The following is an 18987-nucleotide window of genomic DNA, read 5'->3' as shown; positions in this document are numbered from 1 at the left end:
TTTCTAGTAAAATTAATCAATGACAGCATTCGAAACACTACCCTAATTGGTTTATAATTCGGTCGAGCACTTCATCCATCACTGTCATATTTCTTGCCGCAGCATTATAAGCATGTTGAAACTCAATCATTCGAGCCATTTCCTCATCCAAGGAAACGGAGCTGATAGATTGTCTTCGCTCATTAACCGATTGGCGTATCGTATCTGCATTTCGCTCCAAACGTTGCGCTTCTTTTGACTCTACACCTAAGCTCCCTATTACAGATTCATAATAACTACGAAAATCCGCTAATTCATTACTAGCATCATAGGAGAAAGCCGTAGTCCCAACATCTGCTAGTTCATTCGCATTACTTCCATCCCCCACAGAATCCCCGTTTGCCGCAGCAATTTTATCGATATCATTTAGAATATCCTGAGAAACACTTATCCTACTCGCAAAGCCTTCTTTAAAGAACTTTTCTCCGTTTCCAGCAGTTTCAATATAATCCTTTATCGAAGTTCCTAATACATTAACTAAATCATCCGGCCAGTCGTCCTCTTCGATATCAAGACTCACCCCACCACTCTGATCCGTTATATTTGTTAAATCCTCAACATTATAAGTATTAGGAGGATATATTCCATGAATTTGAATTCCTCGATTAGTAAATTGATCGATTACATCATGCGCTGCTAGATTACCGAAATCCCCTTCATCCGTAATAAAAACAATATGTTTAAACGTCTCTTGGTCTCCATAGAGAGGTAGAACATTATTAATCGCACCCAGTAAGTCTTCCTGAGAACCGTCAAGATCAGTCTTTTGAATTGCCTCTTGTATTTTGGATACATCAGTGGTCCACCGATCTCCACCTTCAAAATTAACCGCCTTGTTATCCTCTACATACTTCACTAAACCGAATTGAATTTCCCGTTCAGTGCCACCTTTAATTGCATCCGCAAAATCACCTAACTTCTCTGCAACCGATTCTAATTTCGGGCTCATCGTTCCACTATTATCTACGACAAAAACAATATCCGTAGTATCCTTCGGGTAACTAGCTACCCTATCGTTAATAGCATCGGAGAAAAAGAGAATTTCTTCTGGTCCATTGTCTATTTCATGTAAACTATTTCCATCTTTGTGCACTTTATTGAACTCCGCCGCAAAAATATAAGCCATGTTATCTAATTTGGCTAACATATTCGGAAAAATCCCAGCAACATCTCCATTTTCATTTTCGTATCCATACGATTCAATTAATGCTTGTAACTCGCCTTTCGATTGAAATTGATGCGCATCAATTGTCGAAGAACCTAACGAAATGGAATGAACCGAACCATTCTTCCCATCTTCATTTAACTGAAGTTCATTTGTCGAAAAAGAGGAGCCATTTACCAATTTATCCCCACCAAACAAAGAATATCCATCATCATCAACAATTTCAATTGAATAGACACCATCAGCAATAGCCATTGACCCCTGTCCACTTTTAATTGTCGTGACCTTTACATTAACAATCTCAGAAAGTTGATCAACTAATTGGTCCCGTGTATCGTATAAATCATTTGGCAAATAACCATTGTTTTCTAAATCACTAATTTCACGATTTAACTGATTTATTTTATTTGCGATGTCATTCACTTCATTTACTTTAGCATCCATTTCTGTTTTCTTCTCTTGTTGCATTGATTGTAAAGTTTCTGATAAATAATTAAAGGTATCTGCCACGGCAATACCACGCTCTCGAACTACCGCACGGGTCCCACTATGACTAGGATCAACAGATAAGTCCTGTAAGGATTGCCAAAATTTATTCATTGTCTCCGATAATCCTTGTCTACTAGGTTCGGTCATCACATTTTCGATTCGTTGTAAGGAATCGGCTTTTGTTTCATAGTAACCTATTTTACTATTTTCATTTCGGTACTGAAAATCAAAAAACTGATCTCTAATTCGTTGAACCGTTCCCGCTTCTACTCCAGTACCTAGTTGTCCAGGTAGCTTAATCTTATTTCTCGATTCTACTGGCATTGGTGTTGTTTCAGCCAAATTAACTCGTTGCCTACTATAACCTTCAGTATTAACATTAGAAATATTATGCCCTGTAGTTGTTATTGCAGAACGCTGCGTTAGTATGGCGTTTTTTGCTACTTCTATCCCATTAAACCCCATTAAACCATCTCATTTCTATAACCCACTCAAACTATGTAAAATATATAAACCTATTTTCTTACAATCCTAGAAGAATAGCAAGACATTTGGAAAGCGGGACAGGGGGACAGGTTTGCTGTCCCAAGGAAGGGACAGAGGGACAGGTTCATTGTCCCACTGGCTCTAGTGGTGTTCCCTTTTATATACCTTAAACGATACAGAGTAACACTCCACGAATGATAGCTTTTCTTTTCTACTCAATCATATGAGTTCCTAACTAAAACGGGACGGGGTTCCTGTCCCCCTGTCCCATTTAGCTATAGTGTATTCCTTTTTCCAGCCATGCTGCTGCACTTTCGAATAGTGCTTCGGAGACGGTTGGGTGTGGAAATATCATGGACTCCATTTCTTCTACAGTACCTTCTAGATGGATGAATGAGGTTGCTTGGCTTATCATTTCCGTTACATGGGCACCGACCATGACAACGCCAAGTATTTCCCCATATTTTTCATCGACAATGATTTTCATGAATCCACTATTTTCACCCGAAGCGATTGCCTTTCCATTAGCTGCTAAATCTACCTTTTTCGCTTTTACAGAATAGCCTGCTTTCTTCGCTTCTTCCTCCGTCATTCCAACACTAGCAATCTCTGGGAATGTGTATACACAGCGTGGCATTGCAAGCTCTTTCTTAGTTGGACTTCCAAGTATATGACTAACAGCCTGAATCCCTTCTTCACTTGCAGCATGCGCCAATTGATATCCACCAATTAAATCACCAATCGCATAAATGCCATCAATTGAAGTTTTCATATTCTTATCAACCTGCACAAATTTCCCATCAAATGTTACAGAGAGCTCCTCGATCCCTGTATGATTTGGAACACGACCAACAGAAACTAAAACATAATCCGTCTGAAGTGTGAGCTTCTCACCGTTTTTCTCCATTTCCACAAGTGTCTGATCTTGCTTCGAAAAACCAGTAACTTTAGCTTCTGTGTGAATTTTTATCCCTTTACGAACCAGTTCTTTCGTTAAAAACTCAGATGCTTCAGGGTCTTCACTAACTAGGATGCGATCAGCCATTTCCACAATTTCTACAGTAGTACCTAAACTATTAAACACACAGGCTATTTCTAAGCCGATGACTCCCCCACCCATAATGACAAGATGGTTTGGCACTTCTTCGATATCGAAAATCGTGTCACTCGTGAAATAGTCAATTTCATCCAACCCAGGTATTCCTGGAACAAACGGCTGTGAACCATTGGCTAAAATAATATGTTCAGCTTGCAATTGTGCCCGCCCTTTATCGGTTTCAACGGTGATAGATTTATCATCTTCCACCGTTCCAAATCCTTGATAAAAGGTAATTTTATTTTGTCTCAATAAGCCTTGGATTCCGCCACGTAATTGATTAATTACCTTGTTTTTCCGGTTAACCATTTCTTCGATGGAAAAGGAAACATCATTAACGGTAATTCCGTAATTTTTTGCTTCGTTAATTTGATTCAGTACCTCTGCATGCTTTAATAATGTTTTGGATGGAATACAGCCCCGATTCAAACAAGTTCCACCTAAATCTCGGCCTTCCACTAATGCAACGGAAAGTCCCGATTTGGCAGCACGTATGGCTGCAACATAACCACCAGGACCACCACCAATAATAGCCACGTCAAAATTTTTCATACCGTTTACCCCCTAAACTAACAGGCTATATGGATCTTCTAAGGACTCTTTTAATTCGGTTAGAAATGCTGCTGCTGGTGCCCCGTCAATTGCACGATGGTCAAAGGATAGGCTAAGCACCATCATTGGTCGGACTTCTACGGAGCCATCAACGACTACCGGTTTCTCCACAATTCTGCCCACCCCGAGTATGGCAGTTTCCGGTGGATTGATAATCGGTGTAAATCCATCGATTGCATACATTCCAAGATTACTAATTGTAAATGTACTTCCACTCATTTCATCAGGAGTCAATTTATTCTCTCTTGCTTTTGCTCCCAATGTCTTGCTTACTTCCGTTAACGCAGCTAATCCCTTTTTATTTGCCTGTTTGACAGAAGGTACAATCAACCCATTCTCAACAGCAACCGCTAGACCAATGTTGACATCCTTATTCATAATAATTTCATCACCGACAAGCGAAGCGTTTACCTTTGGATGGTTTCCTAACGTATGGGCAACTGTTTTCATAATAACCTCGGTAAAAGATAGACGATAACCAGTTTGTGCTTCCACAACTGGCAATAGCGCTTTACGCAACTCTATTACCTTCGTCATATCTACTTCACTTGTTAAGGTAACGTGCGGAATAGAACGTGTGCTTTCCACCATTTTATCTGCAACTGCTTTACGAAGACCTTTCAGTTTCACACGTTCGCCTTCTAATTCCTCAGCTTTTTTACTAGAGGATGATCCATTCATATATGCTAGAACATCTGCTTTTTCAATTTTCCCTCGAGAACCTGTTCCAGTAACCTCACGTAAGTCAACACCATTTTCGTTTGCAATTTTTTCTGCTAATGGTGTAGCAAATACTTTATTGGCCCCTACAGCTTCAACCACATCCTGCTCGTGAATTCTACCCTTAGGACCGGTTCCTACAACAGAAGCCAAGTCAAACTCATTTTCTCTAGCCACACGACGAGCTGCCGGTGTTGCCCGAACTTTTCCATCTTCTGTCTGGGCGCTAGCTCCATCTTTTTGGGTAGATTGGGTTTCTACAACTTCTGTTTCAACTTCCTCATCAGCATTTGCCTCTGCATCCACAGCAGGAGCTTTTTCAGGTACTTCCTCTCCAGCTTCACCAACATAACCAATGACAGCATTTACCGGGATTTCCTCGTCTACTTCATAATATCGCTTAAGTAAAACTCCTTCTTCATAGGACTCTACCTCAATATTTATTTTGTCTGTCATGATCTCAAATAGTGGTTCACCTACTTCAACAGTTTCTCCCTCTTCCTTAAACCATTGAAGTAACGTCCCAACAGCCATTGTACTACTTAGTTTGGGCATAAAAACTTCTTTTGCCATTCAAAATCCCCCCTTATGCCTTGTTTAATGTTTCTTTTACGGCCTGAATGATATCCGGTACTTGTGGTACATGGGATTTTTCCAATTCTGGATTATATGGAATTGGTGATGGCGCACCACCTAGTCGTTTAATAGGCGCATCCAAATAATCAAATGCTTCACTTTCAGCAATCATACTAGCGATTTCTCCGCCATATCCGCCTCGTTTCACCGCTTCATGCACAACAACAACGCGCCCTGTCTTTGATACAGATTTGACAATTGTTTCTTCATCTAATGGGACGAGTGTTCGTGGGTCAATAACTTCCACACTTATTCCTTCTTTTTCAAGCTCTTCCGCTGCTTCTTGAGCACGATGCACCATAATTGCAGTTGCCACAATTGTTACATCAGATCCTTCACGCTTCACATCCGCTTTTCCAAGTGGCAGACTGTATTGTTCTTCTGGAACATCCGAAGACGTTTTATATAACAATTTATGTTCGTAAAAAATGACTGGATTATCATCATCCATTGCAGCCTTTAATAACCCCTTGGCATCATATGCTGTTGACGGCTGCACAACTTTTAACCCTGGAATATGAGTCACCCAAGCTTCCAAGCTTTGGGAATGCTGGGCAGCTGCACCAGTACCAGAACCACTTGGTGTACGAAGAACCATTGGCACTTTTCCTTTACCACCATACATGTAACGAATTTTAGCCGCCTGGTTAACCATCTGGTCCATCGCAATTGTAATAAAATCAGAGAACTGAAGCTCTAGAATTGGCCGCATTCCTGTTAGAGCGGAACCAACGGCAGCCCCAGCAATTCCTGATTCACTAATTGGTGTGTTTCGGACACGCTCTGGACCGAACTCTTCAATCATCCCTCGCGTTACACCGAATGCTCCTCCATACACCCCAATATCTTCACCAAGAATATAAACATCATCATTTTTGCGCATCTCTTGACTCATTGCTTCGCGTACTGCTTCCAAATAAGTAATCTCTCTCATTGCAATCCCCTCCTATGCATAAACGTCAGTTAATAAATCATCTGCTGTTGGCATCGGACTTTCTTCAGCAAACTTCACAGCATCTTCAATTTCTTTTTTTACTTCTAAACGAATTTCCTCCGCTTTTTCCTCTGTTAAAAGTCCAGCTTCTACGAGCACTTCTTTAAACCGTTTAATCGGATCCTTTTGACGCCATTCCTTTTCCTCTTCACGCGTACGATATTTCTTCGCATCACTTTTAGAATGACCTTTCCAACGATAGGTTTTTGCTTCGATTAATGTAGGTCCTTCCCCATTTCGTGCACGTTGCACAGCCTCATCTGTTACGTTCATCATTTCTACAATGTCATTTCCATCGGCTACAACGCCTGGAATTCCATAGGCTTCTGAACGAGTTGCAATATTTTCAACATTAACCATTTCCGTAACTGGCCCTGACATCCCGTACTGGTTATTTTCACAAACGAATATAACTGGTAATTTCCAAATAGATGCTAAGTTAACTGCCTCATGAAAACTCCCTTCGTTAGAAGCACCATCTCCAAAGAAACAAACGGTTACATAGTCTTTCTTTTTCATTTGTGCAGTTAAGGCAGAACCAACAGCCAATGGAATTCCACCAGCAACGATCCCGTTCGCGCCAAGGTTGCCCATATCAACATCAGCAATATGCATGGAGCCGCCTTTTCCTTTACAATAGCCAGTTGTCCGTCCAAACAGCTCTGCCATCATCCGATCAGCTGTTGCCCCTTTCGCAATACAGTGTCCATGCCCACGATGGGTACTTGTAATTTTATCCTCCACATCAAGCAATGCACATACACCAGCAGCACTTGCTTCCTGGCCAACTGCTAAGTGAGTCGTACCGTGAATCATGCCTTTTGCAAAAAACTCATCAACTTTCTCATCAAAAAAACGGATTTGCCACATTTGCTTATATAGATCGATTAATTTGTCATCCGTAATTTTTTCAGGTACATTTAGCTTTTTCACTTCAGCCATTCTCAATCTCCCCTTTACATTTGTTCTGTGTTGTTACTTTTGTAAATTTTAATCGTGGAAATATGCTTTGCAAGCTGCAAAACACATTGTAGTCAACTATTTTATTCTCAACATTAAAACTCTCTATCTTGAATAGAACGTAATTTCCAGATAGTAGATTCCTTGGTTTGCTCCACATCATCATAGGTGATCACTTCACCTTTTTTAATCGATTTTTTTAGTACTACATTACGATCTACTAAACCTAATGGTAGCGCGTTTTGATCCTTCGCTTCAGAAGATTTTAGAAGTTTTCCGTAAACGGTAAACCCACCAATGCTATCTAAGTGTTCTCCTGCTTCTAAATCTTTTTTCGCTACGGTAACAGTTTCTCCTTGTAGTCCATAATATGGTGCAATTGTTGCTTCTCTGTCTAAATACGCTTTTGCAATAGACAACGGAGTTTCGAGACTTGTTAAGTGATATGGACGGTATAAAACATAATTTGGTCCGTCTCCCATTTTTAAGTACTTCATTTCTGCATTTACTTCTTCTTTATCGGAAGCAATAATAGCAAACACTCCTGGTGCCACACCGTTAACATAATCAACAATTCCTCTTCCGTTTAACTGACCACCTTTATCCTTTTCCATAAAAATACCTGGTAGCTCACTTACAGACCCTTTAAATCCATGCATTCCTGGTTGATCTGGTAAAAATCCAGTTGCATTTGCTACCGCATTCATCTCAACCATTGTTTTGGTACCATCCTGGAAAGAAGCAAGCATTTTTGGAGCAGATCCTTTCGCTTTTGCTTCCTCTGCAGCTGTATCAGGGTTTGCTTCTAAATTAAGTGGGTTATTTTTCCCTTTACCTAACGCAACCACTTCAAATCCCATCGCATCGGCAAAATCATATAATTCCATAATTGCTCCCGGCTCATCTCCAGCAGAGCCAGTGTAGACAACACCACTTGCATCGGCCATTTTCTTCAGTAATGGACCAACCGTTACGTCGGCTTCTACATTCAGCATTACGATATGCTTATTATTTAAGATAGAATCCCAAGCAATTTCTGCTCCGATATTTGGAACACCTGTTGCGTCAACGACAACGTCTATTTCCGGTAAGGAAGTAACTAATTTTGAATCGGTTGTCGCAACAACGTTGTGATCTTGAACAGCTTTGGAAGCAACCTGCGCATCATCCGTCTCTACGATATTCGCAGCATTTACTCCTGCATGTTTATATGCGTTTGTAATGTTATCGACAACAAGGTCGGCTGTCATAACAACACGCATGCCTTTCATACTTTCGATTTGGGAAATCATTCCTCTTCCCATTTGACCCGCACCTACAAGACCCACTTTAATGTAAGCTCCCTCTTGCTCAAGCTTAGCTAGCTTTCTATTAATATTTAACATTCGCTTCACCCCTAGTTGTTTTATAGATTATCTTCTTTGGAAGGATATTGTTGTGTTTTCATGCATCTCTGGAATTGGTTTCTTCTCTAAACAAACCGTCCCAGGCATATCAGAGTGTGTTTCTCCATCGAAATTAAATGTTGCATGACCTAACTCTTTTAACGTCTCATTCGCCTTACTACCTACGAATAAAATTTCAAAGCTTTCGCCGTCGACTACCATATGATCTCCAACCTGTAGTTCTCCTGAAAAATCTCTTCCATCATGTACTACTGCAATCCCTTTCAGATCTGCAGGCACTGTATCGTTAAATAAAATCATCATACCTTCTTCAAACATCAATGCGGCTTCTTCTCCTACTTCAACAACATTGACCTCTACATAAGATTTAACCATTTCCATGTTCTCTCTCCTTTATAAAAAGAAAAAGTGATTACAAATGTAACAATGCGTTACATTTGTAATTATAAAACGCTTTCTTTTTTTAGTCAATAATAAAGTGAATCTTCAAACAGTGCGTTTTTTCGTTACTCCTACTCCAATCCTCATTGGTTTGTAGTTGGTCTTACGCTACACAGGACTACACGTCTTTTGACCCCCGTTATATGCGAGATAAATACCGCCACTATTTAGCTGTATAATCCAAAGCTTGCGAAGTATGCGATAACAACCGCTATCGGACCAGTAATTAAACGTGAAAATAATACAGCAGGCACCCCAACTTCAACCGTTTCTGGCTCCGCTTCACCAAGTGTTAACCCAACAGGAACAAAGTCGGTACCAACTTGTGGGTTGATCGCAAATAATGCAGGTAACGCCATTTGTGGTGGAATATTACCATTAGCAATTTCTACCCCAATTAGCACCCCAACCACCTGGGCAATTACAGCACCAGGAGCGAGCAATGGCGATATAACTGGAATCGCAGCAATAAGCGACAGGATCAGCATACCTATTAAACTAGTTGCCATTGGTGCCACTAAGTTTGCAATAAAATCCCCAATGCCGGTATACGTTATAATCCCCATTAACGCACTAACAAAAGCCATAAACGGTAAAATATTTTTAATTATTGTCTCAATCGTATCTCTACCAGATTGGAAGAAAATACTGACAACATTTCCTACTTTATTTCCTAAAAACTCGATAAACTTCATGATTGGGTTCTTTTTCTGTCCGTTCCCATTATTTCCCTTTTGTTCTGCTACCTTTGCCTTTGCTTCTTCTTTCTTTTGCTTGGCAACATTCTTATCCAGTAAGTCATCTTTGCTTTCCTCAGCCTTTTCCGCCGCTGCTGCTGCATCCGCTTCGTCAGCATCCGCTTCCATTATTTGCTGAAGTTCTACGCCAGAAACAAAGTTCCCTTCATTAATAAATTTCATTAATGGGCCAGAAGGGGAATTACTAAATGTATTGATTGTTTTTACACCCATTCTTGGATACACACCACTTCTTGCTGTCCCACCACAATTAATTACTGCTGCAGCTAACTCTTCTTTTGGAACAGATTTCTCAAACCCATCGACCGCGATACCACCAGTTCGATCTGCTATCTCCTGTGCAACAGGATGAATGCCTCCTCCAGTTACCGAGATAATATATTTTTGTTTATCACTTGGTTGGATGACCAATGGGCCTCCCCAACCCGAAGGACCTTTAACGACTTTAACGGATTTATATTCGCTCATGTGATTACCTCCTTAACCTTTTTGATTTACGCTACACTCGTTTCCGAACTTTTTGCTCTATTTTTCAACATACGATCTGTAATATATTCCGTTACCAATCCACGAATTAACATAACAATAATACCTACTATTAAAAATCGAAGAGCTAGTGGTCCTAAAGAAAGACCCAACTCTGTGATTCCAGTTGCAATTCCCATCCAAACGAATAACTCAGCTGGGTTGGCATGTGGGAACAATCCCGTAATTGGATGTACAAATGATACAGCCGAATCATAAAATGCTGGTTTCTGTCTCTCCGGTAAAAAGCGACCGAAAGTATAACACATTGGATTCGTTAGGAAGAATACCGCTAAAAACGGAAAGACTGTGTACCTTAAGATAAAATACTTGGTACACTTTTGGGCAAAACTGTTAACTCTTTCTTCCCCGATAAATTTAATAAGTGCATTTACAGCGGTTATCAATACTACAAGCATTGGTATGATTCCAGTTACCAATCCCATAAATGTATCTCCGCCTTCTTCAAACATTCCAATAAAGCCTTCTGCTAGCGTGATCATGAAATCCATGCTTCATTCCCCTTTCCTTTTCCTTTATTTATTTCTTTTTGAATCATTTCAATAGCTCCTTGCAAAGCTTTTTTTTCTTTATTACTCAAAGATTCTGAATTTTTACTATCCAATAAATTCTTTCCGATAAGCTCTTTTCGATCTTTGAATCTAGCAAAAACGGTAATTCCCTTCATAATCTTCGCTTCTACAATTTGCAGCTTTTCATCACATACGAGTAAAACAACAGCACCTGTTCCAAGCGTTTTTTTGTAATAACCGGTTCCTAAATAACCAGACTCTCTTTTTGTGAATTCTCTAATCTGTGATCGGTATTGTTTCACCTGTAAATGGGTCATCAAAAACTGCAATCCCCAAATTAGAGCAAAAATGATAAAGAACTTCCCCCACAAAATTACCGCCTCCTTTACATTGGTTATTATATTTTACTTTTGTAAACTTTATGATAAAGCGCTTACAATAGAATGTCAATGTTTTTTTAAATTTTAATTGGTTAATTCCGTTAATGCCCTTGCTGTGATATCGTCTAATACCACTGTAGAAAGGTATTTCTTCTGAAGTGCAATATGCAACCCCTCTATTTTATGAACCCCATTTACAATGGCAACCACCTCTGGAATCCTCTGTAAATCTAGCAAATCAATTCCAATCGTACGATCGTTTAACGAATGTTCTACTTGATCTCCATTGCTATCAAAGAACTTCGAATTAATATCACCAACAGCACTCGAGTTTACTAGATAGTTACGATCTTCTTCGGTTAAATACCCCATCTCTACCATGGTATTATTATTCGTAGGGTTTCCAACACCAACAATTGCTAAATCTACTTCTCTTCCTTTTTGTAAAACATCATGAACGTCTTTTGTTCCGATAATGTGGTTTCTTAACTCCGCACTTTCTACCATTGCTGGAGCATACAAATAAGACGAACTTGTATTCAGTTTTTGTGCCATTTGAAAAGTTAAATGGTTCGAATGATAGTGAACAAATTTTTGCCCCATTCCTCCTATCAATGGAGTTAAATGCACATGTTTCCTTTCCTGAAATGGGAATGCTTCAACGAGTGCATGTACAGACTTTCCCCAGGAGATACCAATTGTTGTAATATCATCTAGCTTGTTATTTACATAATCAGCTGCTGCTTTTCCTAAATTTCGAAGCACCATTTCTGGTCCACTATTGGAAGTAGAAACAACAATTGCTTCATTTAGCCCATACTTACTTTCTATAATTCTTTCTAACTCAACGGTATGCAATGTTTCATCTTTTATATAAACTTCTACAATTTTTTTCTCTTTCGCCTGTTTCAAGAGTTTCGATATAATCGGTCTTGATTTAGCAACTTTTTTGGAAATTTCATTCTGAGTCCATCCTTCAAAATAATATAATTTTGCTACCTTAAGAAGTAATCGACGTTCCTCCAGTTTCATATTATCTCCCTCCTTACATTTGTAATCATTAATTTATATTTTATCACAAAAATTTTATAATGGAATCGTTTTCAATTAAAAAGAATAATTATATACTATGATCAAATCAGGTAAAAATAAAATGTAAGCCTTTTATTGACTGAATTTTTTCAAAAAGTTATACTGAGTGTAAATCTTTACAAACGATTCACATTAGAACATATGTATATACGGAGGGAGAGGCAAACATGAATAACGATAGGTCATTTTCCACCTTAAATCGTATCCATACAATAAAGCAATTGGAATCAGAAGCGTTTGATCTTATTGTGATCGGTGGGGGGATTACTGGAAGCGGGATCGCTTTAGATGCCATTACACGCGGCTTGAAAGTTGCAATGGTTGAAAGGTATGATTTTGCATCCGGTACGAGTAGTCGATCCGGAAAACTCATCCACGGCGGATTAAAATATTTACAAAACTTTGATATACCAGTCGTAAAGGAAACTGGGTCTGAAAGAGAAATTGTGTATAACAATGCCAAACACTTAGTCTACCCGATTAAGATGAATTTCCCATTGATCAAGAAGGAATCTTATAATCTAGTAACGCTTAAGGCCGGTTTAACCGTTTATGATCGATTAGCAGGCGTAAAAAAAGAAGAACGTCACACAATATATGGAAAAAAGAAAACGCTAGAGCGTGAGCCCCTTTTTAACCCGCGGACGGTCCAAGGAAGTGGTGAATATGTTGAATATCGAACAGACGATAGCCGGTTAACCATGGAAGTGGCCAAAACAGCTTCCGAAAACGGAGCAGCAATACTTAACTATGCAGAGATGGTTGAGTTTTTAAAGGATGAAGACAATAAAGTAAAGGGCATTGTCGTCAAAGATCATATGGATGGGAACACATTTATCGTTTATGCGAAGCATATCGTAAATGCAGCTGGACCGTGGGTTGATGTTGTTCGAAAAAAGGATCGCCCAGTGACCGGTAAATATATGGTTCTAGCAAAAGGGATTCATATTGTATTCGACCGTAAATCCCTGCCCGTAAAATCTTCCATCTACTTCCAGCACAAAGGGAGAATGATTGCCGTGATTCCAGTTGGAAATCGCACCTATGTCGGTTCGACGGAGTCCCGATATAAAGGAGATATGGACGATATTCATGTGAATTTATCCGAAGTACAATATTTACTCGGTTGTCTCAAAGATATGTTTCCAGCTATTGACCTTGGTGTCCACGATGTCATTTCCAGCTGGGCCGGTATTCGCCCATTGATTGGCGAAGAAGGAAAATCACCTTCTGAGTTGTCACGTCATGATGAAATCTTTGAATCAGACACTGGTCTCGTTACAATTGCTGGTGGAAAACTAACTGGCTATCGAAAAATGGCAGAACGGGTATTGGAGCATATTGATAAAAAGGAAGAACGTAGTATTCCACCCACCAAAACAACAACGCTGCGTTTATCAGGTTCACAGTTTGAATCAGCAGAAGAAATCGACGCTTATATTGACCGTCTCCAAGGCTATTATCAAGAACTTCAACTAACTGATCAGCAAATCGCTGATTACGTCTATCGATATGGTTCGAATACAGAGTCCTTATTGCAGTTAATGAGTGATTTTGACCAAAAATATAGTAATAAAGAACAACGAAACATTCTCGCAGAATTGCATTACACCGTAAAAAACGAAATGGTTTCAACCTTGGCTGATTTTTATGATCGTCGAACCAGTTATTTATTATTTGATTTAGAGAAAGTAAAACGCACACTTGATGTTGTAACAGAGGAACTTACTAGTATTTTAAATTGGGATGAACAGAAAAAAGAATATGAAAAACGCCAAATGTTTTATCTCATCAAAAAGGCGGTTCAATTTAAAGAAGCTTAATGGAGGAGGAAAGTCATGTACGGAGTAGCGTTAACTGACAAGCAAACACTAGAATATCAAGAACGAGAAATTCCGAAAATTAGTGATAATGACGTCTTGCTAAAAGTCCATGCCATCGGTGTATGTGGTTCTGACCTACGAATCTATCAAAACGGCGATAGTCGGGTGGAATATCCCCGAGTGATCGGTCATGAAATAGCAGGAGAAATCGTTGAAATAGGTAAAAATGTACAGCGTTTTTCAATAGGAGATCGCGTAACATTAGGTGCTCACATTCCATGCGGAGAATGTTTGTATTGCCAAAAGAACCAAGGACATCAATGCGTAAAAGGAGAAACGATTGGCTATCAAATTGACGGGGGATTCGCTGAATATGTTGCACTGCCTAAGGAATTTGTAGAATATGGGTCGATTCAAAAAATTTCCGACGCTACTTCCTATGAGCTTGCGAGTTTATCTGAACCTTTTTCGTGTGTATTAAGTGGGTTGCGGGAAGTAGGGATTGAAGCTGGTGATACAGTTGTCGTTTATGGTGCTGGTACCATCGGTTGCATGTATATTGCAGCTGCTAAAAGAATGGGTGCCTCCAAGATTATTGCTGTTCAACGTTCTGAAGCTAGACAGATAAAGGCGAAAGAAATTGGAGCGGATATTGTTATCGATCCTTCGAAAAGTGATACGTTATCCATTGTTAATGAAGAGACAAATGGATTTGGTGCAGATGTTGTTATTGTAACCGCCCCTGCTGCTTCGGTGCAAAAAGAATCGTTAGAGGTTGCTAAAAAAACGGGGAGCGTATTATTTTTTGCTGGAATAAAACCCGTTCAAGAGGTACCACTAAATACAAATCACATTATCTATAAGCAGTTAAAAGTTGTTGGAACCCATGGGGCTCCTCGTGACTTGCATATGGAAGCTGTTAAATGGATTGATGAGGGATTGATCGATTTTTCCTTTTTCGTAACCCATACATTTCCATTGAAAGGTACCGAAAAAGCATTTCAAACCGTAATTCGTAAAGAAGGATTGAAATGCGTTGTAAAGCCGACTGAAGCGCGGATATAAGATCACTGAATAATAGGATAAAGCATAGGGTACTTACCGCTGAAAAATGAACGGCCCCCAAAGGTTAGATTTGGTCTAACTTTTAGGGGGCCACTTATTATTTCAAACCATCGTTTGGACTTCTTGTGACAATCTTATCCTTATCACCCTTCTACTTATAGGTTTGGCTTTCTACTAATTCCTGAGCTGTACGATCATCTGTGATCAATACATCAAGATAGCCTCCTTGTAGAGCGGCTTCTATGCTTTCTAACTTATAGGAGCCTTCCACAATGCCGACCACTTCCGGGATCGCTTTAATATCTTTTAAATCCAAACCAATTACCCGTTGATTTAATGGATGATCCAACTCATTTCCCACTGCATCATAAAATCGTGAGCTAATATCCCCTACAGCACCTGATTTACGTAGGGAGGTTAAATCTTCCTGCGTTAAATAACCAATTTGTTCCATTGTTGCACCCTTAAAAGGATTTCCAATCCCAACAACGGCCATATCAACATTTTTTGCTTCTTCTAAAACGTGGGCAATATCTTTGGTTTCAATTAATCGTTCCTTTAATTCATAAGATTCAACCATCGCAGGTGCATATAAATATGAACAGCTGGTGTTCATTTTTTGCGCCAAATTAAAAGCTAATTGATTAGAATGAAGATGTACATCCTCACTTCCCATCCCACCTACAATTGGAACGACGTGGGTCCCTTTCTTATGTTCGTACGGGTATTCCTCTACTAATGATAGAAGCGTAGACCCCCATGAAATTCCCAGCTTTTCCACATGATTCGTATGATTGGCGATGTAGGATGCTCCTGTTTTACCTAGCTGACGCTTGGCCATCTCGGGAGCAAACCCAGCAGTGGAAACAACAATTACTTCTTTTAGGCCAAACTTTTTAATTAATTTCTGTTCTAATTCAACCGTATGGAATGTTTCATCTTTTATATATATCTCGACAATTCCCTCTTTCTTTGCTGAATTAATAAGCTTCGAAATAACGGGACGTGAAACATTATATTTAGCAGCAATTTCTGCCTGTGTCCACCCTTCGAAGTAATACAGCATAGCGACCTTAACAATCAATCGTCGATCTTCCCAACTTAACATATAACCGCTCTTTTCTATCCCTAATTATGTAACCAACTTAAGCATAAATTGATTAAAGATCACTGTCAAGATTAGGTGCCTGGCACCTTTTTTGTAAGAGTCGGTTTATTCCATTATCCTATTGTGGGGTTCTTAAGGTGCTACCTTTCTCATCCCACCCCACACCTCAATGATTTCCTGTACCCCCACGGATCATGATTTTATTAAGCCGATTGATGAATGGGGGAACTTGTCCATTAACTCCTTTTACAATAAAGCTCGTGAACGTAGTTTCATTTTCCAATTCCAGTATCACTTCATACCGCACCGGATTATCGGGATGGTATTTCACAATCACCTGTTGAATATCATCTAAACAATATCGTTGAAATTGATTAACATATCTTCCAGGATCATTACTTTTTCGGAAGCTTACAACAAGTAATTCTTCATCACTGACTACTAAAACCTGCAAACCATCGATTTCCTTAGCAACTAAGTAATCGATAAAAAAGTAATCTTCTAGAATGCTAGTTAGAAATCCTTTGCTCTCTAACTCTTGGGGCATTGAATGTAACCAATCGGTTATTATTGGGTCTGAAAGAATTTCCTCTTTCGTTACTACGCCTTTCAAGTCATCCCCTCCTTACCTTAATATATATTTACTTTTTCACTGTCTTATGACTTTCTATTACTAGTTTGTACCTAGTAGACGTAACAAGCACCTAACACAATGTAATCTAGTACTTTGGTTTGGTCATCCTTCCTTAATAGGCTCCAACAGCGTTCGCCTTTCCCTCCCCTTTAACTCACTACTATGGTAAAGGTCCTACTACCCATCTCTCACCAATAGTAATTTTATAATAAAATACTGAAAATTAATTCAGTTCTAAATAATCATGATTAAACGATAAAATCCTTATATAATAAAACCAATTAATTAATAGGAGGCATGTTTATGAACAAAAAGAAAATGATTCCTGTCATTTTATCATCAGCAATCGTCGCAAGTTCTTTCTCCGCAGTGAATGTACTAGCCAATCCCAGTGACTCAGTCACCCCCATCACAGAACAATCACAGAAAAATTGGAATGAGAATTCTAATGTTCCCATTTTCGTTAAGGAAAAATATGCAGAAAAATTCCCTTCTAGTAATGCGAAAAATGCAAAAGCATACTTAATTAAAAATGAAAAGAAGTTAGGTATTCAAAATGCGAAGCATAATTTAAAGGTTAAAAATGTTCAGAAGGACGAGCTTGGTATGACACATGTTCGTTTCCATCAAACCAAAAACAACATCCCTGTAGAAGGATCCGAAATTATTGTTCACTTTAACGAGGAAAACGAAGTGGTCTCTGTAAATGGACATGTAAATAAAAATGCAGAAACAGATTTTGTAGCAACTACTTCTTCCGTCACTAGCAATGAAGCTTTAAAAATTGCCAAGTCATCAGTGAGTGCACCAGTTAAGTTGGAATATGCACCTTCATCCGAGCTTGTGGTTTATCCTTTTGAAGGAAAGAATCGCCTAGCTCACAAAATCAATGTAACTTTTCTCGGGGATGAACCAGGAAATTGGTTTGTCTTTGTCGATGCCACTACCGGCGAAGTCATTGATAAATATAACGCCTTGTTACACACAGAAGGTATTAAAAAGAAACATCATAAAGGAGTCGGGAATGGAGTTCATGGAGATCTAAGACAGATTCATACCACCTTAGAAATCGTTCAAGGAGAAGGGGCTAGCTTTAAACTATACGATGAATCCCATGACGATCTTGAAGGTATTTATACGTACGACCATAATACAGGTGAACTCTTTGAAAACGAAAGCTCCTCCTGGAAGGATCCCTATCAATCACCAGCAGTGGATGCACACTATAACTCGGAATCGGTTTACGAATACTACTTAGAGGAACATGGGAGGAATTCTCTGGATGACAATGGGATGGCAATCGTCTCATATGTTCACTATGGAACAGATTATAACAATGCCTTTTGGAATGGACGTCACATGACTTATGGTGATGGGGATGGCGAATTCATGGTGCCACTTTCTGCCGGACTGGACGTAGCAGCCCATGAAATGACCCATGGTGTTATTAGCCATACAGCCAATTTGCAATACCGTAATCAATCGGGAGCATTAAACGAATCCTTTGCCGATATATTCGGTGCACTAATTGATGAAGATGATTGGGAGATGGGTGAGGATATCATGGCACCTGCCTCTAAAGAAGAGGGTCGGACAGCACTGAGAAGCCTTAGTAATCCAAGCAAGTTCCCGGTATCAGAAGAAAGAGCTCCATATGGGAATGGGATGTATCCAGAGCATATGGATGACTACTATGACATGCCGATATGGGTAGATAATGGTGGGGTCCATGTCAACTCTTCCATTACCAACCATGCTGCATATCTCATTGGTGAGGAAATTGGCAAGGACAAGCTTGGGCAGATCTACTATCGTGCACTAACCGTTTACCTAACACCAACATCCAACTTTAGTGACGCACGCAATGCAACCGTCCAATCAGCAGTAGATATCTACGGAGAAAACAGTGATGAGGTAACCGCCGTAGAAAACGGATTTGACCAAGTTGGAATCCATTAAGTCGGTGCCAGGTCGGTGCCAGGCACCGACTTGTGATAGCTTCCAAGTGTGATTGGTGCCAGGCAC

The 18987-nt window shown here is 39.6% G+C and carries 16 protein-coding genes; 3 read left to right on the top strand and 13 right to left on the bottom strand.

The features are described 5' to 3' along the window. Nucleotides 1-37: 37 nt before the first annotated feature. The 11 genes from flgK to BMX40_RS05220 form a co-directional block, all read right to left on the bottom strand. Complete coding sequence (flgK, locus tag BMX40_RS05270) at nt 38-2158, bottom strand: flagellar hook-associated protein FlgK (RefSeq protein WP_090867567.1); 2121 nt, start codon at nt 2156-2158, stop codon at nt 38-40. Nucleotides 2159-2450: 292 nt separating this feature from the next. Then, nucleotides 2451-3827, bottom strand: coding sequence for a dihydrolipoyl dehydrogenase (gene lpdA / locus BMX40_RS05265; RefSeq protein WP_090867565.1), 1377 nt, complete (start codon nt 3825-3827; stop codon nt 2451-2453). A gap of 12 nt (nt 3828-3839) precedes the next feature. Further along, nucleotides 3840-5180, bottom strand: coding sequence for a dihydrolipoamide acetyltransferase family protein (locus BMX40_RS05260; RefSeq protein ID WP_090867563.1), 1341 nt, complete (start codon nt 5178-5180; stop codon nt 3840-3842). Nucleotides 5181-5193: 13 nt separating this feature from the next. Then, nucleotides 5194-6177 carry an alpha-ketoacid dehydrogenase subunit beta gene (locus BMX40_RS05255; RefSeq protein WP_090867561.1) on the bottom strand — a complete coding sequence of 328 codons (984 nt, stop codon included), beginning with the start codon at nt 6175-6177 and terminating at the stop codon, nt 5194-5196. A gap of 12 nt (nt 6178-6189) precedes the next feature. Further along, nucleotides 6190-7179: a thiamine pyrophosphate-dependent dehydrogenase E1 component subunit alpha gene (locus BMX40_RS05250; protein ID WP_090867559.1), complete on the bottom strand. Its 990-nt coding sequence runs from the start codon at nt 7177-7179 to the stop codon at nt 6190-6192. Nucleotides 7180-7292: 113 nt separating this feature from the next. Continuing rightward, nucleotides 7293-8582: an NAD(P)H-dependent oxidoreductase gene (locus tag BMX40_RS05245; RefSeq protein WP_090867557.1), complete on the bottom strand. Its 1290-nt coding sequence runs from the start codon at nt 8580-8582 to the stop codon at nt 7293-7295. A 27-nt stretch (nt 8583-8609) separates the two neighbouring features. Next, on the bottom strand, nt 8610-8984 hold the full coding sequence (locus BMX40_RS05240) for a PTS glucitol/sorbitol transporter subunit IIA (protein WP_244513363.1): 375 nt from the start codon (nt 8982-8984) through the stop codon (nt 8610-8612). Nucleotides 8985-9211: 227 nt separating this feature from the next. Beyond that, on the bottom strand, nt 9212-10270 hold the full coding sequence (gene srlE, locus BMX40_RS05235; protein WP_090867555.1) for a PTS glucitol/sorbitol transporter subunit IIB: 1059 nt from the start codon (nt 10268-10270) through the stop codon (nt 9212-9214). 26 nt (nt 10271-10296) lie between these two features. After that, entirely contained in the window at nt 10297-10839 is a 543-nt protein-coding gene (gene srlA / locus BMX40_RS05230; protein WP_090867553.1) for a PTS glucitol/sorbitol transporter subunit IIC, read from the bottom strand. Further along, nucleotides 10827-11231 (bottom strand): transcriptional regulator GutM, encoded by a 405-nt coding sequence (locus BMX40_RS05225; protein ID WP_090867551.1) that lies wholly within the window; start codon nt 11229-11231, stop codon nt 10827-10829. The genes srlA and BMX40_RS05225 overlap by 13 nt, the downstream gene beginning before the upstream one ends. A 93-nt stretch (nt 11232-11324) precedes the next feature. Beyond that, on the bottom strand, nt 11325-12272 hold the full coding sequence (locus BMX40_RS05220; RefSeq protein WP_090867549.1) for a sugar-binding transcriptional regulator: 948 nt from the start codon (nt 12270-12272) through the stop codon (nt 11325-11327). 227 nt (nt 12273-12499) lie between these two features. On the opposite strand from BMX40_RS05220, the gene BMX40_RS05215 reads away from it, so the two are divergent. Then, nucleotides 12500-14155 (top strand): glycerol-3-phosphate dehydrogenase/oxidase, encoded by a 1656-nt coding sequence (locus BMX40_RS05215; RefSeq protein WP_090867547.1) that lies wholly within the window; start codon nt 12500-12502, stop codon nt 14153-14155. 15 nt (nt 14156-14170) lie between these two features. Then, nucleotides 14171-15220, top strand: a complete 1050-nt coding sequence (locus tag BMX40_RS05210; protein ID WP_090867545.1) for an alcohol dehydrogenase catalytic domain-containing protein — start codon at nt 14171-14173, stop codon at nt 15218-15220. Nucleotides 15221-15371: 151 nt separating this feature from the next. Here the strand turns inward: BMX40_RS05210 and BMX40_RS05205 are convergent, their stop codons facing one another. Further along, nucleotides 15372-16328 (bottom strand): sugar-binding transcriptional regulator, encoded by a 957-nt coding sequence (locus BMX40_RS05205; protein WP_090867543.1) that lies wholly within the window; start codon nt 16326-16328, stop codon nt 15372-15374. A gap of 166 nt (nt 16329-16494) precedes the next feature. Further along, a complete protein-coding gene (locus BMX40_RS05200; RefSeq protein ID WP_090867541.1) occupies nt 16495-16941 on the bottom strand; it encodes a hypothetical protein in 447 nt (148 codons plus the stop codon). Nucleotides 16942-17265: 324 nt separating this feature from the next. Between BMX40_RS05200 and BMX40_RS05195 the strand changes: the two genes are divergently transcribed. Further along, on the top strand, nt 17266-18921 hold the full coding sequence (locus BMX40_RS05195) for a M4 family metallopeptidase (RefSeq protein ID WP_090867539.1): 1656 nt from the start codon (nt 17266-17268) through the stop codon (nt 18919-18921). The last annotated feature ends 66 nt before the right edge of the window (nt 18922-18987 follow it).

This window comes from Oceanobacillus limi (genome assembly GCF_900111445.1).
GTDB lineage: Bacteria > Bacillota > Bacilli > Bacillales > Amphibacillaceae > Ornithinibacillus > Ornithinibacillus limi.
The sequence above is the reverse complement of the archived record's forward strand: the minus strand, read 5'-3'. Positions and strand labels throughout refer to the sequence as shown.

Bases quoted from the DNA above. Each gene is read 5' to 3' on its own strand.
- BMX40_RS05205 (WP_090867543.1), bottom strand. From the start codon at position 16,328: ATGTTAAGTTGGGAAGATCGACGATTGATTGTTAAGGTCGCTATGCTG.
- BMX40_RS05195 (WP_090867539.1), top strand. From the start codon at position 17,266: ATGAACAAAAAGAAAATGATTCCTGTCATTTTATCATCAGCAATCGTC.
- BMX40_RS05240 (WP_244513363.1), bottom strand. From the start codon at position 8,984: ATGGAAATGGTTAAATCTTATGTAGAGGTCAATGTTGTTGAAGTAGGA.
- BMX40_RS05210 (WP_090867545.1), top strand. From the start codon at position 14,171: ATGTACGGAGTAGCGTTAACTGACAAGCAAACACTAGAATATCAAGAA.
- BMX40_RS05220 (WP_090867549.1), bottom strand. From the start codon at position 12,272: ATGAAACTGGAGGAACGTCGATTACTTCTTAAGGTAGCAAAATTATAT.
- BMX40_RS05215 (WP_090867547.1), top strand. From the start codon at position 12,500: ATGAATAACGATAGGTCATTTTCCACCTTAAATCGTATCCATACAATA.
- BMX40_RS05245 (WP_090867557.1), bottom strand. From the start codon at position 8,582: ATGTTAAATATTAATAGAAAGCTAGCTAAGCTTGAGCAAGAGGGAGCT.
- srlE (WP_090867555.1), bottom strand. From the start codon at position 10,270: ATGAGCGAATATAAATCCGTTAAAGTCGTTAAAGGTCCTTCGGGTTGG.
- flgK (WP_090867567.1), bottom strand. From the start codon at position 2,158: ATGGGGTTTAATGGGATAGAAGTAGCAAAAAACGCCATACTAACGCAG.
- BMX40_RS05250 (WP_090867559.1), bottom strand. From the start codon at position 7,179: ATGGCTGAAGTGAAAAAGCTAAATGTACCTGAAAAAATTACGGATGAC.
- BMX40_RS05255 (WP_090867561.1), bottom strand. From the start codon at position 6,177: ATGAGAGAGATTACTTATTTGGAAGCAGTACGCGAAGCAATGAGTCAA.
- BMX40_RS05260 (WP_090867563.1), bottom strand. From the start codon at position 5,180: ATGGCAAAAGAAGTTTTTATGCCCAAACTAAGTAGTACAATGGCTGTT.
- lpdA (WP_090867565.1), bottom strand. From the start codon at position 3,827: ATGAAAAATTTTGACGTGGCTATTATTGGTGGTGGTCCTGGTGGTTAT.
- srlA (WP_090867553.1), bottom strand. From the start codon at position 10,839: ATGGATTTCATGATCACGCTAGCAGAAGGCTTTATTGGAATGTTTGAA.